Annotated in this window: 23 protein-coding genes; 11 read left to right on the top strand and 12 right to left on the bottom strand. The window is 67.2% G+C overall.

All coding sequences use genetic code 11. The features are described from left to right. Positions 1 to 5 precede the first annotated feature (5 nt). The 5 genes from gspK to gspG are packed head-to-tail and all read right to left on the bottom strand — an operon-like array spanning position 6 to position 3,250. A complete protein-coding gene (gene gspK, locus A9Z05_RS15260; protein ID WP_069618844.1) occupies positions 6 to 1,115 on the bottom strand; it encodes a type II secretion system minor pseudopilin GspK in 1,110 nt (369 codons plus the stop codon). Between the two features lie 2 nt (positions 1,116 to 1,117). Further along, a complete protein-coding gene (locus A9Z05_RS15255; RefSeq protein WP_084044270.1) occupies positions 1,118 to 1,807 on the bottom strand; it encodes a type II secretion system protein J in 690 nt (229 codons plus the stop codon). Next, on the bottom strand, positions 1,785 to 2,186 hold the full coding sequence (gene gspI, locus A9Z05_RS15250; RefSeq protein ID WP_089434422.1) for a type II secretion system minor pseudopilin GspI: 402 nt from the start codon (positions 2,184 to 2,186) through the stop codon (positions 1,785 to 1,787). The genes A9Z05_RS15255 and gspI overlap by 23 nt, the downstream gene beginning before the upstream one ends. 2 nt (positions 2,187 to 2,188) lie before the next feature. Then, positions 2,189 to 2,758, bottom strand: coding sequence for a GspH/FimT family pseudopilin (locus A9Z05_RS15245; protein WP_069618802.1), 570 nt, complete (start codon positions 2,756 to 2,758; stop codon positions 2,189 to 2,191). A 39-nt stretch (positions 2,759 to 2,797) separates the two neighbouring features. Beyond that, complete coding sequence (gspG, locus tag A9Z05_RS15240; protein WP_012492990.1) at positions 2,798 to 3,250, bottom strand: type II secretion system major pseudopilin GspG; 453 nt, start codon at positions 3,248 to 3,250, stop codon at positions 2,798 to 2,800. A 175-nt stretch (positions 3,251 to 3,425) separates the two neighbouring features. On the opposite strand from gspG, the gene A9Z05_RS15235 reads away from it, so the two are divergent. Further along, positions 3,426 to 3,836 carry a type II secretion system protein N gene (locus A9Z05_RS15235; protein ID WP_006477247.1) on the top strand — a complete coding sequence of 137 codons (411 nt, stop codon included), beginning with the start codon at positions 3,426 to 3,428 and terminating at the stop codon, positions 3,834 to 3,836. A 37-nt stretch (positions 3,837 to 3,873) separates the two neighbouring features. On the opposite strand, the gene gspF is transcribed toward A9Z05_RS15235, so the two are convergent. The 3 genes from gspF to gspD are packed head-to-tail and all read right to left on the bottom strand — an operon-like array spanning position 3,874 to position 8,934. Then, positions 3,874 to 5,091, bottom strand: a complete 1,218-nt coding sequence (gspF, locus tag A9Z05_RS15230) for a type II secretion system inner membrane protein GspF (RefSeq protein WP_069618801.1) — start codon at positions 5,089 to 5,091, stop codon at positions 3,874 to 3,876. 4 nt (positions 5,092 to 5,095) lie between these two features. Continuing rightward, entirely contained in the window at positions 5,096 to 6,586 is a 1,491-nt protein-coding gene (gene gspE, locus A9Z05_RS15225) for a type II secretion system ATPase GspE (RefSeq protein WP_012492991.1), read from the bottom strand. Between the two features lie 5 nt (positions 6,587 to 6,591). Beyond that, positions 6,592 to 8,934, bottom strand: coding sequence for a type II secretion system secretin GspD (gspD, locus tag A9Z05_RS15220; protein WP_069618800.1), 2,343 nt, complete (start codon positions 8,932 to 8,934; stop codon positions 6,592 to 6,594). 366 nt (positions 8,935 to 9,300) lie between these two features. Here gspD and A9Z05_RS15215 point away from each other — a divergent pair, with 366 nt between their 5' ends. Together A9Z05_RS15215 and A9Z05_RS15210 are read left to right on the top strand one after the other, a co-directional pair. Beyond that, positions 9,301 to 9,798 carry a lytic transglycosylase domain-containing protein gene (locus A9Z05_RS15215; RefSeq protein ID WP_069618799.1) on the top strand — a complete coding sequence of 166 codons (498 nt, stop codon included), beginning with the start codon at positions 9,301 to 9,303 and terminating at the stop codon, positions 9,796 to 9,798. A gap of 154 nt (positions 9,799 to 9,952) precedes the next feature. Continuing rightward, on the top strand, positions 9,953 to 11,266 hold the full coding sequence (locus A9Z05_RS15210) for a GTP-binding protein (RefSeq protein WP_069618843.1): 1,314 nt from the start codon (positions 9,953 to 9,955) through the stop codon (positions 11,264 to 11,266). Between the two features lie 129 nt (positions 11,267 to 11,395). Here A9Z05_RS15210 and A9Z05_RS15205 read toward each other — a convergent pair whose 3' ends face one another. Next, positions 11,396 to 11,674, bottom strand: a complete 279-nt coding sequence (locus A9Z05_RS15205; protein ID WP_006401505.1) for an HU family DNA-binding protein — start codon at positions 11,672 to 11,674, stop codon at positions 11,396 to 11,398. A 388-nt stretch (positions 11,675 to 12,062) separates the two neighbouring features. On the opposite strand from A9Z05_RS15205, the gene mnmC reads away from it, so the two are divergent. The 7 genes from mnmC (at position 12,063) to A9Z05_RS15170 (ending at position 20,932) form a co-directional block, all read left to right on the top strand. Then, positions 12,063 to 13,994 carry a bifunctional tRNA (5-methylaminomethyl-2-thiouridine)(34)-methyltransferase MnmD/FAD-dependent 5-carboxymethylaminomethyl-2-thiouridine(34) oxidoreductase MnmC gene (gene mnmC / locus A9Z05_RS15200; RefSeq protein ID WP_069618798.1) on the top strand — a complete coding sequence of 644 codons (1,932 nt, stop codon included), beginning with the start codon at positions 12,063 to 12,065 and terminating at the stop codon, positions 13,992 to 13,994. Positions 13,995 to 14,665: 671 nt separating this feature from the next. Further along, positions 14,666 to 15,880, top strand: a complete 1,215-nt coding sequence (locus A9Z05_RS15195; protein WP_069618797.1) for a cation:proton antiporter — start codon at positions 14,666 to 14,668, stop codon at positions 15,878 to 15,880. 14 nt (positions 15,881 to 15,894) lie between these two features. Continuing rightward, positions 15,895 to 17,010, top strand: coding sequence for a YbdK family carboxylate-amine ligase (locus A9Z05_RS15190; protein ID WP_006490006.1), 1,116 nt, complete (start codon positions 15,895 to 15,897; stop codon positions 17,008 to 17,010). A 505-nt stretch (positions 17,011 to 17,515) separates the two neighbouring features. Further along, a complete protein-coding gene (locus A9Z05_RS15185) occupies positions 17,516 to 18,154 on the top strand; it encodes a MarR family winged helix-turn-helix transcriptional regulator (RefSeq protein WP_043887672.1) in 639 nt (212 codons plus the stop codon). 28 nt (positions 18,155 to 18,182) lie between these two features. Continuing rightward, positions 18,183 to 18,893: a glutamine amidotransferase gene (locus tag A9Z05_RS15180; RefSeq protein WP_069618842.1), complete on the top strand. Its 711-nt coding sequence runs from the start codon at positions 18,183 to 18,185 to the stop codon at positions 18,891 to 18,893. A gap of 218 nt (positions 18,894 to 19,111) precedes the next feature. After that, positions 19,112 to 20,224: an NADH:flavin oxidoreductase/NADH oxidase gene (locus A9Z05_RS15175; RefSeq protein ID WP_069618796.1), complete on the top strand. Its 1,113-nt coding sequence runs from the start codon at positions 19,112 to 19,114 to the stop codon at positions 20,222 to 20,224. A 177-nt stretch (positions 20,225 to 20,401) separates the two neighbouring features. After that, entirely contained in the window at positions 20,402 to 20,932 is a 531-nt protein-coding gene (locus tag A9Z05_RS15170; RefSeq protein ID WP_069618795.1) for an SET domain-containing protein, read from the top strand. Between the two features lie 159 nt (positions 20,933 to 21,091). On the opposite strand, the gene A9Z05_RS15165 is transcribed toward A9Z05_RS15170, so the two are convergent. Together A9Z05_RS15165 and A9Z05_RS15160 are read right to left on the bottom strand one after the other, a co-directional pair. After that, a complete protein-coding gene (locus A9Z05_RS15165) occupies positions 21,092 to 22,576 on the bottom strand; it encodes a sensor histidine kinase (RefSeq protein ID WP_069618841.1) in 1,485 nt (494 codons plus the stop codon). 124 nt (positions 22,577 to 22,700) lie between these two features. Then, positions 22,701 to 23,393, bottom strand: a complete 693-nt coding sequence (locus A9Z05_RS15160) for a response regulator transcription factor (RefSeq protein ID WP_006401494.1) — start codon at positions 23,391 to 23,393, stop codon at positions 22,701 to 22,703. Positions 23,394 to 23,515: 122 nt separating this feature from the next. Here A9Z05_RS15160 and A9Z05_RS15155 point away from each other — a divergent pair, with 122 nt between their 5' ends. Beyond that, entirely contained in the window at positions 23,516 to 23,746 is a 231-nt protein-coding gene (locus tag A9Z05_RS15155) for a DUF3717 domain-containing protein (RefSeq protein ID WP_006401493.1), read from the top strand. Between the two features lie 92 nt (positions 23,747 to 23,838). On the opposite strand, the gene A9Z05_RS15150 is transcribed toward A9Z05_RS15155, so the two are convergent. Continuing rightward, positions 23,839 to 24,216, bottom strand: coding sequence for a 4a-hydroxytetrahydrobiopterin dehydratase (locus A9Z05_RS15150; protein WP_256122001.1), 378 nt, complete (start codon positions 24,214 to 24,216; stop codon positions 23,839 to 23,841). Between the last annotated feature and the right edge of the window lie 22 nt (positions 24,217 to 24,238).

Raw genomic sequence — 24,238 nt, 5'->3', positions numbered from 1 at the left:
CGTCGTTATAGCTGGTCGCGGATGCGCACGACCCGTGTCGAGTGCGTGGTCGGATCACGATACACGAGCGAGGTGCGGTCGACCTCCGCGCGTTCGTGCTGAATCCGGCCGTGCACGATGAAATAGCTCGAATTGACGTCGACGAGGCTCGAGTCGATCGTCACGTTCGGCGGCGCGCCGGCGCCGCGCAGCGCGAGCTGCACGTCGCCGACGTTCCGGAAAAACACCGTCTCGCGGCGCGCCACGAGCGCCTGCGCGGACGACACGCTCATTCCCGGTATCAGCGCGGCGATCACTTCGGCCGGCGCGGTGTTCATGTTCACGGGCGTCGTGGTCGGCAGCACGGTGACGAACGGGCGCAGCCGCGCGACCATCTCCGGCGTCACGCCGTCGACGTCGAGCAGGCTGTCGACGCGCGTCATCATCAGCGGCGCGGGCCCACGGTCGCCGCCGGCCATCCCCGGATCGTCGGTGAAGCCGCTGCCCTGCATGTCGCCGCTCGTCACCGGCGCGGTCGCGGCGTTTGCGGCCGTCCCGCCGCCGCCGGGCAGGTTCGGCATCTGGAACCGCGTGGCCGAATGCAGCAGCCCCGCGCGCACCTGCAGCGCGATGCGCTTCGCGAACGCGCTGTCGTAGCCGAGCGTCGTCAGCAGGCGCTGGAACGCCTGCATCTGCGTGACGTTCAGCTGCAGCACGCCGGGCGCCGGCGACGACACGAGGTTGCGCAGGTTGAACTTCGCCTGCGCATCCTCGATCGAGCCGGACAGATAGGTGTCTTCGGCGTCCGTGTCGTTGGGCGCGCCGATCCGGCCGAGGAAATCCGACAGCTTCGTCTTCGCGATCGGCACGCCCCAGATCCCGCCGAGATACGTGATGCCGGGCGCCGTATCGCCTTCGGAGCGCAGGATCATCCGGGTCCAGTCGAGCGCGCCGCGCGCGACCCACTGCGCCTGCGCGATCACGCGCTGGTTCTCGATGCGGCGGATCTGCACCTGCTGGCGCCACAACATCCCCGAGACGAGGATCGCCGACAGCGCGACCACGAGCAGCGCGGTGATGATCGCGGCGCCGCGCTGGCGGCGGGCAGGCATTCGACGGGCTGGGCGCGCACGCATCGTCATTCCCCGACGAGGAAGATGCGCGTGACCGGCACGCGCAGCGACGTCGCGCCGATGCTGACCTGCAGCCCGGTCACCGCACGCGCCGGCGGCGCGTTGCCGATCTGCGGCACCTTCAGCGCGTCGTTGTTCTGCGCGAGCGCTTCGTCGGCCGTCTGCAGGTTGGTGGTCCAGCCCACGCGCGGCACGTACAGCTTCGCGTCGATCGCGCCGACGCCGCCCATCAGCGCGACCCAGCTCCAGCCTTCGACGCTGCTGTCCTTCAGCACGGTGCGCAGCCGGTTCGTGTCGTCGATCGGCGGCGACGCATAGCGCACGACGCGCCCGCCGGCGATCCGGTAGCGGACCACCTGCAGCCGCGGCGCGACGCCCGGCACGTCGAGCTCGCGCACGATCTGCAGCGTGTTGCCGGCGACGCCGATCGCCGGCTGGCCGGCCTCGTCGTCGGTCGCGGCGAGTCGCGCGTCGATGCGCATCTGGTCGAACATCTGCGCGAACACGCGCTCGTCTTCCATCGCGGCCGCGACCTTGTCGCGACCGCGCATGATCTGGTCGAGCCCGCGCCATGCGAGGATCGCGACCACCGCGAGAATCGCGATCGCGATCATCAGCTCGATCAGCGTGAAGCCGCGGGCGGAGCGGGCGAACGGGCGTCGCATCGGCGCGTCAGAGCGGGCGGCTGGTTTCATTCGCGACCACCGTCACCATTTGCGCGAGCACGCCGGCACGGCCGGGCATGCTCACCGAAATCCGCACGCGCCGGAACACCGGGTTCGGCGTGGTGCTCACGCGCTGCGTGCACACGAGCTGCACGTTGCCTTGCGAGCAGTCGAAACTCTGTTCGCCGACCTCCGGCCACGCATGCGTGAGCCGCAGCTGCGCGAGCGCGTTGTCGGCGCTCCAGCCGGCGAGCAGGCGGCGATGCAGGTCGGACGCATTGGTCGCCATCGTGCCGACCGCGCGGATCGACGCGGCGAGCGCGACCGCGATGATCGCGAGCGCGACCAGCACCTCGATCATCGTGAAGCCGCGGGAAGGGGAAACGGAGAAGGGCAGGCGACGACGCATCGTCATTGCACCTCGTAGCGGCCGTTGCCGGTGCCGACGATCGTCGCGCTGCCGGCGGCCGAATGCAGCGTCACGCGCACCGGCGTGTCGATGCTCTCGGTGCCGAACACGACGCGGTTCGCGCGCGTGTCCGACCCCGGGTAATCGATGTCCGCGCCGGTGACGCCGCCGTCCCAGTCGCGCGGGCGCAGCAGGTCATCGCGCAGCGTGCGCCAGCCGTCGGGCGAACTCACGTCGAACTGGAAGCCGTGCGCGGTCGGCTGCCACGCGATCGGCCGCGCGCGCACCTGCGCTTCGTCGCCGGCCGTCTCGAACAGCAGCGCGATGCGCTGCGCTTCCTCGCGCAGGTCGGTGCGCGGATTACGCGTCAGCGACAGCGACGCGAGCGACACGAGCAGCCCCGCGATCACGAGCACGACCAGCATTTCGAGCAGCGTGAAGCCGCGCGCGCGACGGCGCGCCGCACGGTGCTTCGTCAAGCCGCCATCGGCACGTGCCGGTACGGACGGCACCGCACCGCGACGCACCCGGCAATCGCGGCCGCAGCGGGAGGTCGTGCGAATGGCGAGCATGAAGAACGGAAATGAAACGTCGGGCCGATCAGCGCCGGCTTACTGCCACGAGCCGATGTCGGAGTCGTTGCTTTCGCCGCCTTCCTTGCCGTCGGCGCCGTAGCTGAACACGTCGATCTCGCCGTGCACGCCCGGGTTCAGGTACTTGTACCCGTTGCCCCACGGGTCGTTCGGCAGGCGCTCGAGATAGCCGCCGTCCTTCCAGTTGTTCGGGATCGGATCGTTGGTCGGCTTCTGGATCAGCGCGTTCAGGCCCTGCTCCTGGGTCGGATAGCGGCCGTTGTCCAGACGGTACAGCTTGAGCGCCTGCATGATCGTGCCGATGTCCTGCTTCGCGGCGATGCGGCGCGCCTCGTCGGGGCGGCTCATGATCTTCGGCACGATCAGCGCCGCCAGGATCCCGAGGATCGCGACCACCACCATGATCTCGATCAGCGTGAAACCGCGCTGACGACGCACGGCCGCGTTGCGGCGAGTGATCCACGTTTGCATGACTGACTACCTCTTTCCAAAAAATGTCGTCGATTGAGTGACGCACCCGGCGCACCGGACGATTGCCTGACAGCAACCTTCCGGACCGGCGGGCGCGGAGCACGCATTGTAAGGCGCGCATCGCCGAGGGCTTTCACCCAACGCAAATTTCATATACATCCGTACAATAGCGCGCATGAACGCGCTCTCGATCCGGATCCTTTCCCTCGCCCTCTTCGCGGGTTTGTGCGCGACGGCCACCTACTGGGTCGTCACGCTGTCGGCCCGCGAAGCGCCGCTGCCCGCCGCCGCCGCGCGGCTGCCGATCCGCACCGAGGACGCCGCCGCGCTCTTCGGCGGTCAGCTCGACAAGAATCCCGTCCAGGACATCCACCTGTTCGGCATTCTCGCGCTCGACCACGGCGGCGCGGCGATCGTCGGCGTCGGCGGCGAACCGCCGCGCGCCGTGTCGCTCGGCGCGGAGGTCACGTCCGGCGCGAAGCTCGCCGAAGTCCGGCCGCGCTCGATCATCGTCGACCGCAACGGCGCCCGCGCCGAAATCCAGCTCCCGGCGAACACGCCGTCCCCCGCGATCTACATGCGCTGAACGGTAGCGGCCCGTCCGTCGGAATCGGGCCGCACCGTCACTGCACCATGTTGTTCAGCTCGATGATCGGCAGCATCACGGCCAGCACGATCACGAGCACGATGCCGCCCATCGCGAGAATCAGCAGCGGCTCCAGCAGGCTCGTCAGGAACATCGTGCGGCGCTCGAGTTCGCGCGCTTCGCCTTCGGCCGCGCGATCCAGCATCGTCGTCACGTCGCCCGTCGCTTCGCCCGAACGAATCAGGTGCACGAGCACCGGCGGAAACGTCTTCACGTTGTTCAGCGCGCGCGACAGCGCGGAGCCTTCGCGCACGCGCACGATCGCATCGTCGATGTTCGCGCGCATCGCGCGGTTCGACAGCGTCTCGCCGGCCGCCTGCAACGCGCGCAGGATCGGCACGCCGGCCGCGGTGAGAATGCCGAGCGTGCTCGCGAAGCGCACCGTGTTGTAGCCACGCACGAGCTTGCCGGCGAGCGGGGCGGTCAGCACCCAGCGGTCGAACGCGAGCCTCGGCCCGGCGCGCGACAGCGTCGTCTTCACGAACCACACGACGAGCGCGACCGCGATCAGGATCGCCCACCACCAGTGCCGCACGAATTCCGACAGCGCCATCATCACGACCGTGAGGATCGGCAGCTGCTGCTTCGTGCTCGCGAACACGTTGACGACCTGCGGCACGACGTAGCTCAGCAGGAACGTGACGATGCCGAACGCGATCAGCGTGACGATGCCCGGATACGTGAACGCCAGCAGGATCTTCTGCTTCAGCGCGTTGCTCTGCTCGATGTAGTCGGCCAGGCGCGACAGCACGATGCCGAGCTTGCCGGTGTGCTCGCCCGCGGCAACGAGTGCGCGGTAGATTTCCGGAAAATCGCGCGGATGCTGGCCCAGCGCATTCGCGAGCGAATGGCCGCCGAGCACTTCCGCGCGGATCGCGGCCATCAGTTCGCGGATGTAGTCGCGCTCGGCCTGCTCGGTCAGCACGCCGAGCGCCTCGTCGAGCGGCAGCCCCGCGATCAGCAGGCTCGCGAGCTGGCGCGTGAGGATCGCCTGCTCGCGCTGTGACAGCTTGCGGCCGAACGCGAGCCGCTGCGAACGTGCGCCGCGCGTCGCGCTGGCGGCCGGCTCGACGACGAGCGGCGTCAGCCCCTGCGTGCGCAGCTGGCCGCGCGCGGCACGCGCGCTGTCGGCATCGATCACGCCTTTCTGCGCGCGCCCCGCCGAATCGATTGCTTCGAAACGGAATGCCGGCATCGCGCTATGCGCCTCCCGTCACGCGCAGCACTTCCTCGAGCGACGTCGCGCCGGACGCGAGCCAGCGCTCAGCGTCGTCGCGCAGCGTGCGCATCCCTTCCGCTCGGCCGGCGGCGAGAATTTCAGCATCGGCCGCGTTGCGGTGAATCAGCGAGCGGATCGAATCGTCGATCACCAGCAACTCGTACACACCGCGCCGGCCCGCATAACCGGAATGTCCGCACTTCGCGCAGCCGACCGGATGCCATACGGTGCGGCCGTCCTCGTGCCGCTCTTCCTTGCAGACGGGGCAGAGCTGGCGCACGAGGCGCTGCGCGAGCACGCCGAGCAGCGACGACGCGAGCAGGTACGGCTCGACGCCCATGTCGGTCAGGCGCGTGACGGCGGACGCCGCATCGTTCGTGTGCAGCGTCGCGAGCACGAGGTGGCCCGTCAGCGACGCCTGCACCGCGATCTGCGCGGTTTCGAGGTCGCGGATTTCGCCGATCATGATCACGTCCGGGTCCTGGCGCAGGATCGAGCGCAGCGCGCGGGCAAAGGTCATCCCGATCCGCTCGTTCACCTGCGTCTGGCCGATGCCGGACAGATCGTATTCGATCGGGTCCTCGACGGTCATGATGTTGGTCGTCGCGGTTTCGAGCCGCGACATCGACGCATACAGCGTGGTCGTCTTGCCCGAACCGGTCGGGCCGGTGACGAGCACGATGCCGTGCGGGCGGCCGATCAGCTTGTCGAACTGGACGAGCGTGTCGCGCCCCATCCCGAGCGCTTCGAGGTTCAGCCGCTGCGCATCCTTTTCCAGGAGACGCAGCACCGCGCGCTCGCCGTGCCCGGTCGGCAGCGTCGACACGCGCACGTCGACCGGCCGGCCGCCGACGCGCAGCGTGATGCGGCCGTCCTGCGGCAACCGCTTCTCGGCGATGTCGAGCTGCGCCATGATCTTGATCCGCGAGATCAGCGCGCCGTGCAGCGCCTTCTTCGGGCGCACGACGTCGCGCAGCGTGCCGTCGACGCGAAAGCGCACGACCGACGCATTCTCGAACGGCTCGATGTGGATGTCCGACGCCTGTTCGCGTGCCGCTTGCGTGAGCAGTGCGTTGATCATCCGGATGATCGGCGCGTCGTCTTCCGATTCGAGCAGATCCTCGACTTCCGGGATGTCCTGCATCAGCCGCGACAGGTCGACTTCGCCTTCGACCTCGCCGACCACCTGCGCGGCGCTGCCGTCCTGGCGCGCGTAGGCCTGGTTGATCGCCTGCGCGAGCTCGTCGGCCGGCACGCGATGCACGGCGATCGAGCCGAAGTTGCGCGCGATCTCCGCGAGCGCGGCATCGCTCGTACGTTCGCTGATCCACACCTCGAGCGTGTCGTCGAGCTGGTGCGCGATCAGCACCTGGCCGCTCTTCGCGAAGCCGTACGGCAGCAAACGCGCGGCGAGCGGCGACGGCGGCTGGCGTTCGCCCGGCGCGCCGTCGTGGGCGGAGGACGCGAGCACGTCGCTCACTGCGACGCTCCCGGCGCGGTGGTCAGCGGCTGTTGCGGCACCGCCTGCTGAGGCACGCTTTGCGGCTGCGCGGGCGTCGCCTCGGGCAGCGGCTGGGCCGGTACCGGCGCGACCTGGCGCTGCAACTGCTGGCGGCGCATCTTGTCGAGATCGAACAGGTTGCCGGCCGGCGTGCCGCCCTGGCTCGGACCCAGCGGCATCGGCGGGACGACCGGGTCGTCCTTGTCGCGGATCACGTTGTTGTCCGACTTGTACGCGCCCGTCACGCCCTGGATGTAGTCGTAGCGGTTCGCGGTGACTTCCTGCGCGGTGCTGCGATCGGAAATGATCACCGGACGCAGGAACACCATCAGGTTGGTTTTCGCGCGCTGCTTCGATTCCGAACGGAACAGCTGGCCGATCCACGGGATGTCGCCGAGCAGCGGCACCTTGCTGTTCGACACCTGGTAGTTGTCCTGCATCAAGCCGCCGAGCACGATGATCTCGCCGTTGTCGGCCAGGATCGTCGACTGGATCGAGCGTTTCGTGAAGGTCGGGCCGGTCTGCGCGTTCGTGGTGCCGCTGACGACGGCCGAATCCTCGGTATAGAGCTGTAGCTTCAGGATCCCGCCGTCGGTGATCTGCGGCTTCACGTGCAGCGTCAGGCCGACGTCGCGACGATCGTAGGTATTGAACGCATTGCTCGTCGTGCCGCTCGTCAGGTTCGAATACGAGCCGGTCGCGATCGGCACGTTCTGGCCGACGACGATCTTCGCTTCCTCGTTGTCGAGCGTGATCAGGTTCGGCGTCGACAGCACGTTCGCGTCGCTCACGCCCGCGAAGTATTGCAGCAGCGCGCCAAGCCCCTGCACGCCGAACATGTTGTGCAGCCAGCCGATGTTGAGCCCTTGCGACAACTGCCCGAGGTTGGCGGCCAGCCCGCCGCCGGTGACTCCGCCGGCTGCGTTGGTCAGGCCGCCCGCCGTCAGGTTGATGATGCTGTTGCCCAACCCCAGCCCGGGGTTCAGGTTCGTGCCGCCGAGGAACTGGCCGCTCGCGACCTGCCACTGGATGCCGAGGTTGCCCTGCGTCGTCGAGTTCAGCTCGACGATCAGCGCTTCGATATAGACCTGCGCCCGCCGTGCGTCGAGCTGGTCGATCACCGAGCGCAGGTTCCGGTAAACCGGATCGGACGCGGTGATGATCAGCGAGTTGGTGGCCGAATCGGCCTGGATCATCCCGCCTGGCTGGTTGTCGTCGCCGCTCTTGTCCTTGTCGCCGCCGAGCAGGCCGCCCGTGCCGAGGCCGCCGCCGGACGAGCCGCCGCCATACGCCGACGAGGACGACGAACCGCCGAGGCCGCCCGACGGCAGCGGCGGGGTGCCCGACGTGCCGGTCGAGAAGTTGCCGCTCGACGACGAGCCGCCGTTCTGGTTGAAGCTGTTCGCATCGTTGGACGACGCCGACGAGCCGCTGTCGTTGCCGCCCTTGCCGAGCATCCCGCGCAGCGTCTTCGCGAGCTTCACCGCATCGGCGTTGCGCAGCGGCACGACGTGCATGTTGCCGGGCACCGCGCTCGGCGCGTCGAGCTGCTGCGCGAGGCGTTTCGCGGCCGAGAGGCGCGAGCCGTTCGATGCGCGCAGCAGCAGCGAGTTGGTGCGCGGGTCGGCCGTGACCGACACCTTCAGCGTCGCGTCGCTGTTGCCGATCGCACCCGGGTCGAGCATCTTCTGCATCTGCGCGGCGAGGTCGATCGCGTTCGCGTTGCGCAGCGTCACGACCTGCACCTGCGCACCCGCGGCGCTGTCGATGCCCGAGATGATCTGCGCGATGCGGCGCACGTTGTCCGCATAGTCGGTCACGACGATCGTGTTGTTCGCCGGGTAGGCCGTCACCGTGTTGTTCGGCGAGATCAGCGGCCGCAGCACGGGCAGCAGGTTGTTCGCCGATTCGTTGTGCAACTCGAACACCTGCGTGATCACCTGGTCGCCGCGCGCCTGCGGCGCATTGCCGACGTAGGTCGGCACGCCCTGCAGCTTCGCGTCGGCTTCCGGCACGACCTTCAGCACGCCGTGATCCTGCACGAGCGCGAAGCCCTGCATGCGCAGCGCGGACTGCAGCGTCTTCAACGCCTGGTCTTCCGGCACCGGCCGTTCGGCGACGAGATTGAGCTGCCCCTTCACGCGGGGGTCGACGATGATGGTCTTGCCGGTCGCGGCGCCGATCGCTTTCGCGACCTGGTCGATGTCCGCATTCACGAAGTTGAGCGTGACCTGAGCGTAGGCAGCCTGCGAGACGATGATGCCCGCCACGAGCAGGGTCGTGGCGATACGCCGCATAACGAAGCGATTTCTTGTCATGGATGAATGGGTCGATGCCGGCTCAGGCCACTTCCGGCGGTAGTGCTGGGATCCAAGTCCGAAAGAGGCGACATTAGCAGTTTTTCATGTCCGAAATATCACATTGATCCGAAGACTGTCTCACATACGACATGTGTCCGGCGAATCGTATGCGATATGTAAGGATCCGCGTAACCCTGCGCATGCCGGCCGTCGCCCCGATTTCGAGATGAATCGACACGGAAATGCGGTATAAACGGGCTGCCGTATTCCTGCTGTCGCAATCGGACGGTCTGCCGGTATGATACGGGCGGCGCGTTTCTCGTCGCACTAATAACAGGCACGGGTTTTCCCGAGCTTCGCGCAATTCCTTTCCGTTTCCGCACGATGAACAGACGATTCGCTTCGCTCGCGTTGATCGCCGCCGGCGCGTGGTTCGCCAGCGGCAACGCACGCGCGGATTGTTTCGACGAAGCGGCCAAATATCAGCAGGTCAATCCGCTGATCCTGCGCGCGATCGCGTGGCAGGAGTCGCGCAACCGGCCCGGTGCGCTGAACAAGAACACGAACGGCTCGGTCGACTACGGCCTGATGCAGATCAATTCGATCCACCTGCCGACGCTGTCGCGCTACGGGATCGGCCGCGACACGCTGATGGAGCCGTGCAAGAACGTGTACATCGCCGCGTGGCATCTCAAACAGAAGATGAACCGCTACGGCAACACGTGGCAGGCGGTCGGCGCCTACCATTCGGAAACGCCGTCGCTGCGCGACAAATACGCGCGGCAGATCGCCGGCATCCTGACGCAATGGAAGCTGCTGCCGCCCGCGCAGACTGCTCAGGCCGCTCCGGCTACTCAGGCCACGCAGGCCGCCGCTCAGTGATTCGGCGCCGCGTCGCCGGCTGACGCCGGGCCGGCCGGCGCGCGTTTGATGCACAATGCGGGCTGACGCCGCCGTTTCACCCGCGTGCGGGCCGATCGCGCCCCGGCAGGGCGCCGCGGCCGCTTTTTCATCTTTTCCGTTGGTGCATATCATCATGAATCCGGCAATGAAACAGCCGTTGCCCGTCACCGTGCTGTCCGGTTTCCTCGGCGCCGGCAAGACCACGCTGCTCAACCACGTGCTCGCGAACCGCGCGGGCCTGAAAGTCGCGGTGATCGTCAACGATCTCGCCGCGGTCAACATCGACGCGTCGCTCGTGCGCGATGCGCAGGCGCTGTCGCACGTCGAGGAACGCCTCGTCGAGATGTCGAACGGCTGCATCTGCTGCACGCTGCGCGACGATCTGCTCGTCGAGATCCGCAACCTCGCGTCCGAAGGCCGCTTCGACGCGATCATGATCGAATCGACCGGTATCGCGGAGCCGATGCCGATCGCCGAAACGTTCACGTTCGTCGACGACGACGGCGCGTCGCTGTCGGCGATCGCGCGGCTCGACACGCTCGTCACCGTGGTCGACGCGTACAACTTCCTGCGCGACTACGGCTCCGACGACGCACTCGCGACGCGCGGCATCGCCGCGTCGGAAGACGACGACCGCACGCTCGTCGAGCTGCTGATCGAGCAGATCGAATTCTGCGACGTGCTGGTAATCAACAAGGCCGACCTGGTCGGCGCGGACGATCTCGCGCGCCTGCAGCACATCCTCGCGCGGCTCAATCCGCGCGCGCACCAGGTCGTATCGACGTTCGGCAACGTGCCGCTCGACGAAGTGCTGAATACCGGCCGCTTCGATTTCGACGAAGCCGCGAACGCCCCCGGCTGGCTCGCATCGCTCGACCACGGTCACACGCATTGCGACGACCCCGACTGCCATGACGACCATCACGCGCACGTGCACGGCGAAGCGGACGAATTCGGGATCGGCAATTTTGTTTACCGTGCGCGCCGGCCGTTTCACCCGGCACGTCTCTGGGCGCTGCTGCATCAGGAGTGGCCGGGCGTGCTGCGCAGCAAGGGGTTCTTCTGGCTCGCGACGCGCAACGACATCGCGGGTTCGCTGTCGCAGGCGGGCGGCGTATGCCGGCACGGGCCGGCGGGTTTGTGGTGGGCGGCGCAGGACCGCGCGGAATGGCCGGACGACGACGAGCTGCTCGCCGAAATCCGCGCCGAATGGCTCGGCGATCTCGACGATCGCACGGTCGGCGATCGCCGACAGGAACTCGTGCTGATCGGCATCGCGCTCGACGCCGACGCGTGGCGCACGAAACTCGATGCATGCCTGCTGACCGATGCGGAATTCGCGCTCGGCGCAGCGGGATGGGCCGCGTTCGACGATCCGTTCCCGGCGTGGGACGTCGATTCGCACGACGACGACGATCACGGCGACACGCAGATCGTGCACGCATGATCGCGTGGTAACGGCTTGTAAAAACAACCGTTAACTTTTGCAAGGGCGGCGCGAACTGTGGCGAAAATGCCGCGCGCGCCCAACAAAAAACCCGCCGAGAGGCGGGTTTTTTCTGGAACAGGCGCGGGTTTAACGCTTGTTGACGGCGTCCTTGAACGCCTTGCCAGCCGTGAACTTGACCGTCTTGGCTGCCGGGATCTTGATGGTTTCGCCCGTCTTCGGGTTGCGGCCCGTACGTGCTGCGCGCTTGCCCGAACCGAAGCTGCCGAAGCCGATCAGCTGAACCGCATCACCCTTCGACACGGCCTTCTTGATGACTTCGAGCAGCGTGTCCAGCGTTTCGCCGGTTTGAGCCTTGCTGGCGCCCGTTTGGGCGGCGACGGCGTCGATCAGTTCCTGTTTGTTCATTAAGGTTCCTTTATCAGGTTAGGTTGACACGAACAGCGCGAACGCGCCGATTATACGTGCGCGAACCGTGCCGTCGAGAGTCAGACTCCGACGACACAGCGCCGAATCCTGGCCCGCGCGACGCGCCCTCCGGCTTGCCGGCGGCCACCCCGCGGTACGGCGTTGCTATGATAGCGCAGCGCAAACCCAATAACGACAAGGGTTTCAAAGATTTTCATCGGTATTTCGCCGAATGAATCGTCGATTGCCCGTTTTTTGACCTGCGCCAACCGGACAGGACACGCAGCGTGGTCCGCCCATGCGCCGCCCCGTTGCCCTTTTCCAACGGCCGGCCGGACGGCCTCCCGCAATCCCTTGCCAGGCTTGGCTGCCACGTTTTTTGTTTCGCATGCCCGACCGACTTGTTTACGCCACGCTCGCGCTTCGCGACGACGGCACGCTCGTTTCGCCCGAGTTCGGCGAGCTTCATCGCGGCGCATCCGGCACGCTCGCGCACGCACATCGCGCGTTCGTCTCCGGCAACGGGCTGCCCGCGCGCTGGCAGCGCCGCCGGACGTTCACGATCGTCGCGACCGAATTCGGCGCGGGCGCCGGCTTCCTTGCGGCGTGGGCCGCGTGGCGCGACGATCCCGCGCGCTGCGAGCGGCTGCATGTCGTCGCGGTCGAGTCGCATCCGTTCTCGCGCGACGACCTGCGCCGCGCGGTTGCGCACATGGTTGCGGACACAACCATATCGGCAGACGTCGACGCGTTGATCGACGCATGGCCGATGCGGGTACCGGGCGTGCACCGGCTCGAATTCGACGAAGGGCGCGTGGTGCTCACACTCGCGTTCGGCGATGCGATCGACCTGTTGAAGAAGCTCGTCGCGCGCGCCGATGCGTTTTTTCTCGACGGCGCCGCGGTATCGAGCGACGGGATCCGCGCACTCGCGAAACTCGCCGGCGAACACGCGACGTTTGCGACACATGCAAAGTCCGACGACGTGAAGCACGCGCTCGGCGACACAGGTTTCACGTTCCGCGAAATCGACGATCGTCTCGCCGGCGAATATGCGCCGCGCTGGCGCGCGCGCCGGCACGAGCCGCCGCGTGCGCTGCCCGTTGCAGCGCGCCGCGCGATCGTGATCGGCGCGGGCCTCGCCGGCTGCGCGGTCGTCGAACGTCTGGCCGCGCGCGGCTGGGACGTCACGCTGATCGAGCGGCACGAACGGATCGCGAGCGAAGCGTCGGGCAATCCGGCCGGGGTTTTCCATCCGCTGATGACGCGCGACGACAACGTCGCGAGCCGGCTCACGCGCGGCGGCTTCCTGCACGCGATCGCACGCTGGCGTGCACTCGAACACGCAGGACATGCATTCGCACGCAGCACGCGCGGGATGATCCATCTCGCCGAATCGGCCGACGATTTCGCGCGAATGCGCGACGCCTTCGATGCGTTCGGCGCGCCGTCCGACTACGTGGCGCTGCTCGATGCCGATGCCGCGCGCGCGCATCTGAATCTGCCGGTCGCACACGGCGGCCTGCTGTTCCCGCACGGCGGCGCCGTCTGGCCGGCCGGGCTGTGCGCCGCGCAATATGCGGCGGCCGGCGAGCGCGTGCGCCTGCTCGCGTCCACCTGCGTCGCACGGCTCGAACGGCGGGGCGACACCTGGCATGCGCTCGACGATACGGGCGCCACGCTCGCCGAGGCACCCGTCGTCGTGCTCGCGAACGCGGGCGACGCCGCGCGTCTTGCCGGGCTGCGGCATGTCGCGCTGCAACCGGTACGCGGCCAGCTCACGCTGCTGCCGCCGGGCACGACGGCGCCGCTGCCGTGCCCGGCGATCGGCGACGGTTACGCGGTGCCACTCGAAGACGGCACGCTGCTGATCGGCGCCACGTTCGAACCCGACGACACTGATCCCGCGATGCGCGCGGCCGGCCACGCCGAAAACCTCGAGCGCGTGCGGCACCTGCTGCCGGGCCTGATCGGCGAGCTGCCGGATCCGGCCACGCTGCGCGGCCGCGTGGCGTTCCGCTGGGTCGTCGGCGACCGTCTGCCGCTCGTCGGCCCGCTCGCCGACGAAGCGCAGGCCACCGCGAACGCACGCGCGCTGGGCGGTGCGCAGGCGCGCGACCTGCCGCGCACGCCGGGCCTCTACGGCGCATTCGGCTTCGGTTCGCGCGGCCTCGTATGGGCTGCGCTCGGCGCCGAGCTGATCGCGTCGCAACTCGAAGGCGAGCCGTGGCCGCTCGAGCGCGAACTCGCCGACGCGGTCGATCCCGCCCGCTTCCTGATCCGCGCCCTGCGCGCCCGCCGCGTCGGTTCGACCGGCTGACCGGCCGCGCGCATCCGTCACAGTCTCCCGATTGTTCCGCGCAAGGTTATCCACGCGACGCTGTGGATAACCGCGCGGAATCCGCGCGCACTTCGTGTGCAATCACAGTGGACGTAAACTGGGCAACTCGGCACGGCTGTGATGCGGCCCGAAAGTTGCTCAACTCAAACCGCTGTGCGCGAACAGCCTGTGCAACCGGTTATGGTTTCGCCAACACCTTGATCTGCCAGCGTAAACCGGAGTTATCCACAGAACTGTGCGCCCTTTGTTAACTTCTACTACGTATATATACAAGTAAACCTTTGAAACCAAAGGCCTGCCGTGCCGCACAGCACCTCGAGTGGATTCAATCGGTTCCGGAGCGAAAAAGCTGTGGCACAATCGGTTTCCTTCGCGTTCGTTCGGCCAAGCGCCGGGCATGCTTCAATGGAACGGTCGGCACGATTTCGAATCTGAATCTTCGAGACTGCGCAGTCCGTTCACACACCAGGCCGACAATCCAGATCGGCAACCTGAACGACGTTCCGCCTTGTGGCGGAACAGGCGGACCCCATGTACCGCCATCGTCGAGCACAACAATCACATTCGGGGCAATACCCAGCCGGCGCGCATCCATTCCTGTCGCTTGACCCGCGTCGCTGGCGGTTGCTTCCAAAGGAGAAGTCACCACGATGAAGTCGGCGTTCTCATTCCTGCCCAACTGGCCGCTCGCGCCGGATGCCGTGTTCTGGGCCGGGCTCGCGCTGTTCGCAGCCGGCCTGTGCGGGGAGCTGTGCTATCGCGCGTGGCGCCTGCCGCGCATCACCGGCTATGCCGTGATCGGCCTGATCGCCGGTTCGTTCGGATTCGGCGTGATCGACACCAGCACCGACGAAACCTCGCGGCTGCTGATGGACGTCGCGCTCGGCCTGCTGCTGTTCGAACTCGGCAGTCGCCTCGACCTGCGCTGGATCCGGCGCAATCCGTGGCTCGTTGCGTCCAGCCTCGCGGAAGCCACGCTCACGTTCGTGCTCGTGCTGTTCGTGATGCTCGCGCTCGGCGTATCGGGGATGGTCGCGCTGGTGCTGTCGGCGATTGCGATCGCGACGTCGCCGTCGATGGTGATCCAGCTCAAGACCGAACTGCGCGCGGAAGGGCAGGTGTCGCAACGCCTGATCACGCTCACCGCGCTCAACAGCGTGTACGCGATCGTGCTGACCAAGCTCGTGACGAGCTGGCTGCACCAGGAAGCGTACGGCAACGTTTTCGCGACGATCCTGCAACCGCTCTACCTGCTCGCCGGTTCGTTCATCGTCGCGTATCTCGTCGCGCGTTCGTGCAACTACCTGTTCCGTCACATGACCGCGACGATGCGCGACGAGCATTCGTTCGTCGCGCTGTTCGGGCTCGTGATGCTCGCGATCGCCGTCGCGCAGGCGCTGAAGCTGTCGACGCTGCTCACGCTGCTGCTCGCCGGCATCATCGTGAAGAACCTCGAAGCGCGGCCGCAGCTGTGGCCCGAGCACTTCGGCACGGCCGGCTGGCTGCTGACGGTGGTGCTGTTCGTGCTGACGCTCACGTCGTTCACGTGGGGCGACATCGCGCTCGGCGGGCTGCTCGCGATCGTGCTGATCATCACGCGGCTCGCCGCGAAGCTGGCCGGCGTCGTCGCGTTCGCGAAGCCGAGCGGCCTCGGGATGAAGCAGGGCATCGCGCTCGGCATCGCGCTCACGCCGATGTCCGCGCTGTCGTACCTGCTCGTCGACGATACCTACCAGCTCTATCCCAATTTCGACCCGCACCTGCGCGCGATCGTGATGTGCTCGATCGTGATCCTGCAGCTCGTCACCCCGTTCGTCGTCTATCGCTGCCTGTCGGCGGTCGGCGAACGCAGCGACGGCAACTGATTCCGGAACCTGCCATGGCACTCGAAACCTTCGTCAATTCCGAACCGTTCACGTTCGGCGTCGAACTGGAGATCCAGGTCGTCAACACGCACAACTACGACCTGACCAAAGCGGCGTCCGACCTGATGCGCCTGATCCAGGGCGAGACCTTTCCCGGCAACATCACGCCGGAAATCACCGAAAGCATGATCGAACTGTCGACCGGCATCTGCCATTCGCACGAGCAGGCCGTTAGCGAACTGCATGCGATCCGCGACGTGCTCGTGAAGGCGGCCGACCAGCTCAACGTCGGGCTGGCCGGCGGCGGCACGCATGCGTTCCAGCAATGGAGCGACCGGCAGATCTACGATGCGCCGCGCTTCCAGTACATCTCCGAGCTGTACGGCTATCTCGCGAAGCAGTTCACCGTGTTCGGCCAGCACGTGCACATCGGCTGCCCCGATCCCGACAGCGCGCTGTTCCTGCTGCACTCGATGTCGCGCTTCATTCCGCACTTCATCGCGCTGTCCGCGTCGTCGCCGTTCGTGCAGAACGTCGACACGGGCTTCCATTCGGCACGCCTGAATTCGGTGTTCGCGTTCCCGCTGTCGGGCCGCGCGCCGTTCGTGCTGACCTGGGACTCGTTCGAGGAGTACTTCACGAAGATGGTGAACACCGGCGTCGTCAACTCGATGAAGGACTTCTACTGGGACATCCGGCCGAAGCCCGGCTACGGCACGATCGAGGTGCGCGTGATGGACACGCCGCTGTCGGTCGACCGCGCGGCGGCGATCGCCTGCTACATCCAGACGCTCGCACGCTACCTGCTGACCGACCGGCCGCTGAAGCTGTCGGAGGACGATTACCTGGTCTACACGTTCAACCGTTTCGAAGCGTGCCGTTTCGGGCTCGAGGGTACCTGCGTGAATCCTCAGACGGGCGAGCGCCGCACGATCGCGGAGGACATCCTCGATACGCTCGACCGGATCGCGCCGCATGCGGCCGCGCTCGGGTCGCGCGCGGCGCTCGACGAGATCGGTGCGCTCGCGAAGGCGCGCGTGAACGACGCATCGTGGTTGAGAACCGTTTTCAAACAGGAAAAATCGCTGAACGAGACGGTCCGGCAGCAGTGCTTACGTTGGCGCGAGTGAAAAAATGTTTTGCAGATTGCAGGATCGACCGCGTCGCGATTCGCTGAACGATTATCGGCGCCCTGTCGCGCCGAAATCGTTGGCAGGCGCCGTCGAAATCTGTGGATAACCCGATATTCCGCTGCAAAGTCAATGCTCTGCAGGCAGGATAACCCGGTGGATCATTCCCGCGCGGCCGATGGCCGATCCGAACAGGAAAATACCGGCACACCCCGTTTCGCGGGCGCGCGACATTGCGCGCACAACGAAAAATTCCGGTTATCCAGCGATTTTCCACAGCATGCGGGGGATAACTTAGCTGTGCGATTTTCCGCTCTCGCTTAGAATGTCGGCTTTGCGGACACCGGAACGATGCGTGTCTCTCCGGTCGCCGCGAACGCGACCGCCGCGTGTGCCTCGCGACGGCCGTGCTGACGCACTCGAGAGAGGGCGTCTGTTTTGAGATAGATTCGATCTCCACACTACGGCCGCTCGGCCATCCGGGCGGCGGCAAAGCGAAAAGACTATGAGCGAAGGCGTTTACGGGAACCAGGCTGCGGGACGTGTGACCCACAGCCTGCTGCGGTTGAGCACGGCCATGCGGAGCGAGGCATGGGATTGGGCGGAAGGCGCTGGCCTCACGCCGACGCAAGGCGAGATTCTCGTGCTGCTGCTGCAGCGCAAGGGTCCGATGCGGCTCGGCGAGATCGCGCGCGAGACGCAGCTCACCGCGGCCACCACGAGCGATGCGGTCAGCACGCTCGAGACGAAGGGGCTCGTCGAGAAGCGCCGTGCGCTGGACGACGGCAGGGCACTGGCCGTCCGCCTGTCGGCGCGTGGCCGCACGGCCGCGAAGAAGGCGCTGCAATGGCCTGAATTCCTGACGAAAGCGGTCGGCAAGCTCGGCGCGGACGAGCAGGGCACGCTGTATCGCGCGCTGCTGAAGACGCTGCGCGAGCTGCAGGTGGCCGGCGCGACGCCGCCGCAGCGCATGTGCCTGACGTGCACGCATTTCCAGCCGGGCAAGCCGTCGAAGAAGACCGTGCATCACTGCGCGGTGCTCGACATCGCGATGTCCGACAGCGATCTGCGTCTCGACTGCTCGGTGCAGGAAGAAGCCGACGCGGCGACGCAGAAGAAGACCTGGAAGATTTTCGCAGGCTGACGTCCGTCGATCGACCGGGAGGCCGATGATGAACGCTGAAGTCGTGGCGATCCGCCACGTGCATTTCGAGGATCTCGGAAGCTTCGAGCAGGTGCTCGGCGAACGCGGTCGACGGGTGCGCTATGTCGATGTCGGATCGTCGCGGGTCGAAGTCCTCGACGTGCTCGAGCCGTCGCTGCTCGTCGTGCTCGGCGGGCCGCTCAGCGTGTACGACGACGCGCAGTATCCGACGATCGCGCCGCTCCTGGCGCTCGTGCGCCAGCGCATCGACGCGGGGCTGCCGATCCTCGGCATCTGCCTCGGCGCGCAGTTCATCGCGCGGGCCCTCGGCGCGCGCGTCTATCCGGCCGCGCGGCACGAGCTCGGCTGGGCGCCGCTGACGCTCACCGACGCCGGCCGCGCGTCGCCGCTGCGCCATCTCGACGGCGCGACGACGTCGATGCTGCACTGGCATGGCGATACGTTCGACCTGCCGGGCGGTGCGATCCATCTCGCGTCGACGCCGGCTTGCCGCCATCAGGCATTCGCATGGGGGCAGCACGTGCTGGCGCTGCAATGTCATCCCGAGATCCGTACCGATCGCTTCGAACCGTGGCTGATCGCGAACGCCGGCGAAATCGCCGCGACGCCCGGTATCGACGCGCGCCAGTTGCGCACCGATACCGCGCAGCACGGCCCCGCGCTCGAGACGGCCGCCCGGAGCATGTTCGCGGAGTGGCTCGGCGGCGTCGGACTCTGACGTCGCGGGCGGCCCCGCCCCGCCGCAAAGGCGGGCCTGCCTGCGTCCGTCGCGTGCCGGCGCATCGCCGTCCATCGCCCATTTCGTTTGTTCCACACCCCGCCTGAGTCCGGCCGGCCATACCTGACCATCCGCTTACTGCCGAGCGCGCCGTCTGCACGCTTCAGGCGTGCGTGCTACGCTCGTCCGCTCTTTCCCTTTCCTGGCGAGCGGCTTCCATGACTGCGCTGTTTTCTCCGTTCACGCTGCGCGGCGTGACCCTTCCGAACCGGATCGTGATTTCCCCGATGTGCCAGTACTCGGCCGAACGCGGCGAAGCGACCGACTGGCACATGATTCATCTCGGCCATCTCGCGCTGTCGGGCGCCGGGCTGCTGTGCATCGAAGCGACCGCGGTGGAACCCGACGGACGCATCACGCAGGGCGACCTCGGCCTGTGGGACGACGTGACCGAAGCCGCGCTGAAGCCGGTGCTGGCCGCGATCCGCAAGCATTCGCCGATCCGCATCGCGATGCAGTTGTCGCATGCGGGGCGCAAGGCGTCGAGCGCGGCGCCGTGGGAGGGTGGCCAGCTGGTGCCGGTTGCCGACGGCGGCTGGCTGCCGCATGGCCCGTCGCCCGTGCCGCACAAGGACGGCGAGACGCCGCCGCTCGCGCTCGATGCGGCGGGCCTGAACCGCATCCGCGAAGCGTTCGCGGCGTCGGCCCGACGGGCCGCACGGCTCGGTATCGATGCGATCGAAGTGCACGCGGCGCACGGCTACCTGCTGCATCAGTTCCTGTCGCCGCTCGCGAACCGGCGCACCGACGAATACGGCGGCTCGCGCGAGAACCGGATGCGGTTTCCGCTCGAGATCTTCGAGATCGTGCGCGCCGCGTTTCCGGAGGATCGGCCGGTCGGCGTGCGCGTGTCCGCGACCGACTGGGTCGAAGGCGGGTGGGAGCTCGACGATACGATTGCGTTCGCGCACGAACTGAAGCGCCGCGGCTGCGACTGGATCGACGTGTCGTCCGGCGGCGTGTCGCCGCTGCAGAAGATTCCGTTGTCGCCCGGCTACCAGGTGCCGTTCGCGCAGGCCGTGAAGCGGGCGGTCGGCATGCCGACGATCGCGGTCGGCCTGATCAACGAACCCGAGCATGCGAACCGGCTAATCGAGGCCGGCGATGCCGATTTCGTCGCGATGGCGCGCGCGATGCTGTACGACCCGCGCTGGCCGTGGCATGCGGCGGCCGAGCTGGGCGCGCAGGTGACGGCGCCGCCGCAGTACTGGCGTTCGCAGCCGCGCGAGCACAAGGCGCTGTTCGGCGACGTCTCGTTCGGCCAGCGCTGAGCGCATCGCGCAATATTGCGCGCGATGTTGAACGAAGCAATCTTGAACGTGTAGGATGCGGATGATTCGCCGCATGACCCGACGCGGCACCGACCGGTGCCGCGTTTTCGTTTGGCGCGGCGCCCGGCCGCGATCGCGGTCGCTTCCGTTCAAGTCGTCTTCACAAGGATTGGTTCGATGAGTTCACGCAGGATCGCGGTGCGCCGCTCGGGAGTACACGGCAAGGGCGTGTTCGCCGTGGCGCCGATCAAGGCCGGCGAACGCGTAGTGGAATACAAGGGCGAGCGAATCTCGTGGAAGGAAGCGCTGCGCCGCCATCCGCACGACCCGAGCGAGCCGAATCATACGTTCTACTTCGCACTCGACGAAGGCGGCGTGATCGACGGCAAGGTCGACGGCAACAGCGCGCGCTGGATCAACCATTCGTGCGCGCCGAACTGCGAGGCCGAGGAGGTCAAAGGCCGCGTGTACATCCACGCGCTGCGCGACATCAGCCCGGAAGAAGAGCTGTTCTACGACTACGGCCTCGTGATCGACGCGAAGCTGACGAAGAAGCTCAAGCGCGAATACGCGTGCCACTGCGGTGCGGCGTCGTGCCGCGGCACGTTGCTCGCGACGTCCGACGAAGGCGGGAAGAAGAAAAAGAAGAAGGACAAGAAGGACGGCAAGCCTGCGTCCGGTTCGAAGGACAAGAAGAACAAGAAGTGATGCAGGCGGCAGCGCATCGCGCGCTGCCGCTGTCGCTCAGCCGACGGCTGCCGCGTCGTGGCGGCCGTCATTCGCTTTCCGTCTTTCCGTTCCTGTTCTGGTGGGGCGCCTCGGGTCGACGGGCCAGCGATTGCCCGCCGCGACTCGGTCGGTGGCCGTTCAGTGCGTCGGCGCCGCAGCCGGCGTTTCGCTGGCCGGCTTTTCCGTACGCGTAGCGAGCGGCACGCGCACTACGAAGCGCGAGCCGCCTTCCGGTGCATCCTCGTACGACACGGTGCCGCCGTGCATCGCGATGATGTCGTGCACGATCGCGAGTCCCAGCCCGGCGCCTGTTTCGACACCGTTGCCGCTTTGCGCGTCGCCGCGGAAGAAGCGCTTGAACAGGTCGGCCTGCTGGTTCGCGGGCACGCCGGGGCCGTTGTCCTCGACGACGATCTCGGCGGCCGGCTGGCGGTCCTCGAGCGCGGCGCGCGCGACGTTCACCGTGATCCGCGCGCCGTCCGGCCGCGCGAGCGGCACGTACTTCAGCGCATTGTCGAGCAGGTTCGCGATCACCTCGCGCAGCAGCACCGGGTTGCCGCGCACGATCAGCTTCTCGTCGTCGCCCGGCTCGTCGCTGCGCTGGAAGCCGAGGTCGACGTGCGATGCGAGCGCGCGCGGCACCCATTCGGCGCCGGTCTCGAACGCCATCGCCGCGAGATCGACGTCGACGAAGCGCGCGGCCTGTTCGCCCGGCTCGGCCCGCGCGAGCGACAGCAACTGATTGGACAACCGTACCGCGCGGTCGGCGGCCGCGCGCAACTCGCGCACCGCGGCGAAGGTCTGCTGCGGGTCGCGCGCGACGGCCGCCTGCTCGGCATGCAGCTTCACCGCGGTGAGCGGCGTGCGCAACTGGTGGGCGGCATCGGCGATGAACTTGCGCTGTGCGTCGAGCGCGGTTTTCAGGCGGCCGAGCAGCGCGTTCATCGCGCTTGTCAGCGGCCGGATCTCCAGCGGCACATCGGTTTCGTCGACCGGTTCCAGCGACGTGTGGGTTTGCCGGTTCAGCGAATCGGCGAGATGCGTGAGCGGGCCCAGCTGCTGGTTCACGACGCGCCACACGATGCCCCAGCCCGCGAGCAGCAGCAAGAGGAGCGGCATCATGATCGCGACGAGGAATTCGGCCGCGATCCGGTAGCGGTGCCGCACCGGCTGCGCGACTTCGACGACCATCGGCCGGCCGCCCTCGACGTTGTCGACGCGCACCTGCGCGACCCGCACCGCGCGGTTGTCGTATTCGGCCTCGAACACGTACGCGTGATGCATCCGGCGCACGTTGATGCCCTGCAGCGGCAGCTTCGGATCGCCGGCGAGTTCCTCCTCGCCGTCGCTGATCCGGTAGATCAGCGCTTCGGCCGGATCCGAGAACATCGCCTGCGCGAGCGGCGGCACCGTGAACGGCGCGTCGGGGCCGGCGATCTGGATCTGCTTGGAGATGGCGGTCGCGAGGTCGGCGAGCGAGCGGTCGATCACGTGCTGCGTGTATTGCCACGCGAGCCAGTAGGCGATCAGGCCGCTCATCAGCGCGAGCATCGACAGCGGGGCGGCGAGGCGCCGGAGCAGCGAGCGGCGCAGGCTGGTGGTCACAGCCGGATCAGAAGACATTTCGACGGGCAAAGGGATAAGCGCCGCTCACGGGGAGCGGCGCGGTCGTGCGCCGGGAACGGCAACGCGAAGCGGCATGCATGGCGCCGGCGGCACGCGGCCGGCCGGCGCGGCGTCGCTCAGCTCAGACGCTCGCCGTCTGGCGGATTTCCTGCAGCAGGTAGCCGAAGCCGCGGACCGTGACGATTTCGACGCGGCACTGCTCGAGTTTCTTGCGGACGCGGTGTACGTAGACTTCGATCGCGGTGTCGCCGAGATCGCCGCCGAAGTGCGTGAGGTGATCCTGCAACTGCGCCTTGCTGACGACGCGGCCGTGACGCAGCAGCAGCATTTCCAGCACCGCGAATTCGCGCGGCGACAGTTCGAGCGGCTTGTCGTCGTTGAAGATGCGGCGGTCGACGCCCGACAGGCGGACGCCGCCGAGCGACACTTCGGGACGCGGCATGTCGCTGTGCGGGCCGCTGCGGCGCATCACCGCGCGGATGCGCGCCTCGAGCTCGGCCGGCTCGAACGGCTTGAGCATGTAATCGTCGGCGCCGGAGTTCAGGCCCTGGATCCGGTCGTTCAACTCGTCGCGGGCGGTCAGCACGATCACGGGCGTGTGGCGGTTGGTCTGGCGAAAGCGCGTGAGCAGCGTCATGCCGTCGATGCCCGGCAGGCCGAGGTCGAGGATCACGAGTTCGTGGCGGTTCTGTGCCAGCGCCTGTTCGGCAAAGATGCCGTCATGCACCATGTCGACGGTGAAGCCAGCCTGCTCGAGGCTGCTCTGGATACCGCGTGCGATGGGGCGGTCGTCTTCGATCAGAAGGAGTCGCATGAAGTTCGCTCAAGTACAATGGGTTGGCGGTTCAGGCACGCGGACAGCACGAAGCCGTTTCCACAGGAACGCCGCATCGCCTGACATCAAGCATGGCGGCCAGCGAACGATTAAATCCAATCATGTCCGATATTTCGATCCACGACCTCGAAGCCGCGATCAATTTCTGGCGCGCCCGCTCGCCGTCGAGCGGCGACGAACTCAAACTCTGCGAAGAGGCCAGCGCGCTCTCCAAGCCGTATGCGCTGCTGATTGTACAGCGCGAAAGCGCGCTGCAACTGGAAGGATTGGACCCCAAGGCGAGGAAAGCGTACGAGACTTACGTGCGCCTTAAGGATGGCTTGGAAAGCTGAAGGCTTTCGCTGAGTACATCCTAGAAAACGTTCAGCGAAATGAAAAGTTGACGCGCCGCGCACCGGAAGGCGCGCGGCGGCGGAGGCGGGACTCAGGCGCCCGGTTGCGCGTGCGCGGCGGCGCCGTCGATGAACCGCGCGAGTTCGATGTCGCGTTCGGTCAGGCCGTCGGCGTCGTGGGTCGACAGCGTGACGTCGACGCGGTTGTACACGTTGAACCATTCCGGATGGTGGTTCATCTCCTGCGCCTTGATCGCGACACGCGTCATGAAGCCGAATGCCTCGTTGAAATCGGCGAAGCGCAGGCGGCGCTGGATCGCGTCGCGGCCCGGCACGGCCGTCCACTGCGGCAGGCCTTCGAGCCGGGTCTTGCGTTCTTCGGATGTGAGCTTGTGGATCATCTTGCACCTCTCGTTCGGTAACGGCGCTCGCGCGCGGCTGCGCCGCGCGGCGAAGCCGGCATCGTTCATTGTTCCATAGTTGCGGAAAGGG

Origin of the sequence: Burkholderia sp. A2 (assembly GCF_001729305.1) — a bacterium.
Lineage (GTDB): Bacteria > Pseudomonadota > Gammaproteobacteria > Burkholderiales > Burkholderiaceae > Burkholderia > Burkholderia sola.
Note: the sequence above shows the minus strand (reverse complement) of the source record. Positions and strands in the feature narration are given on the sequence as shown.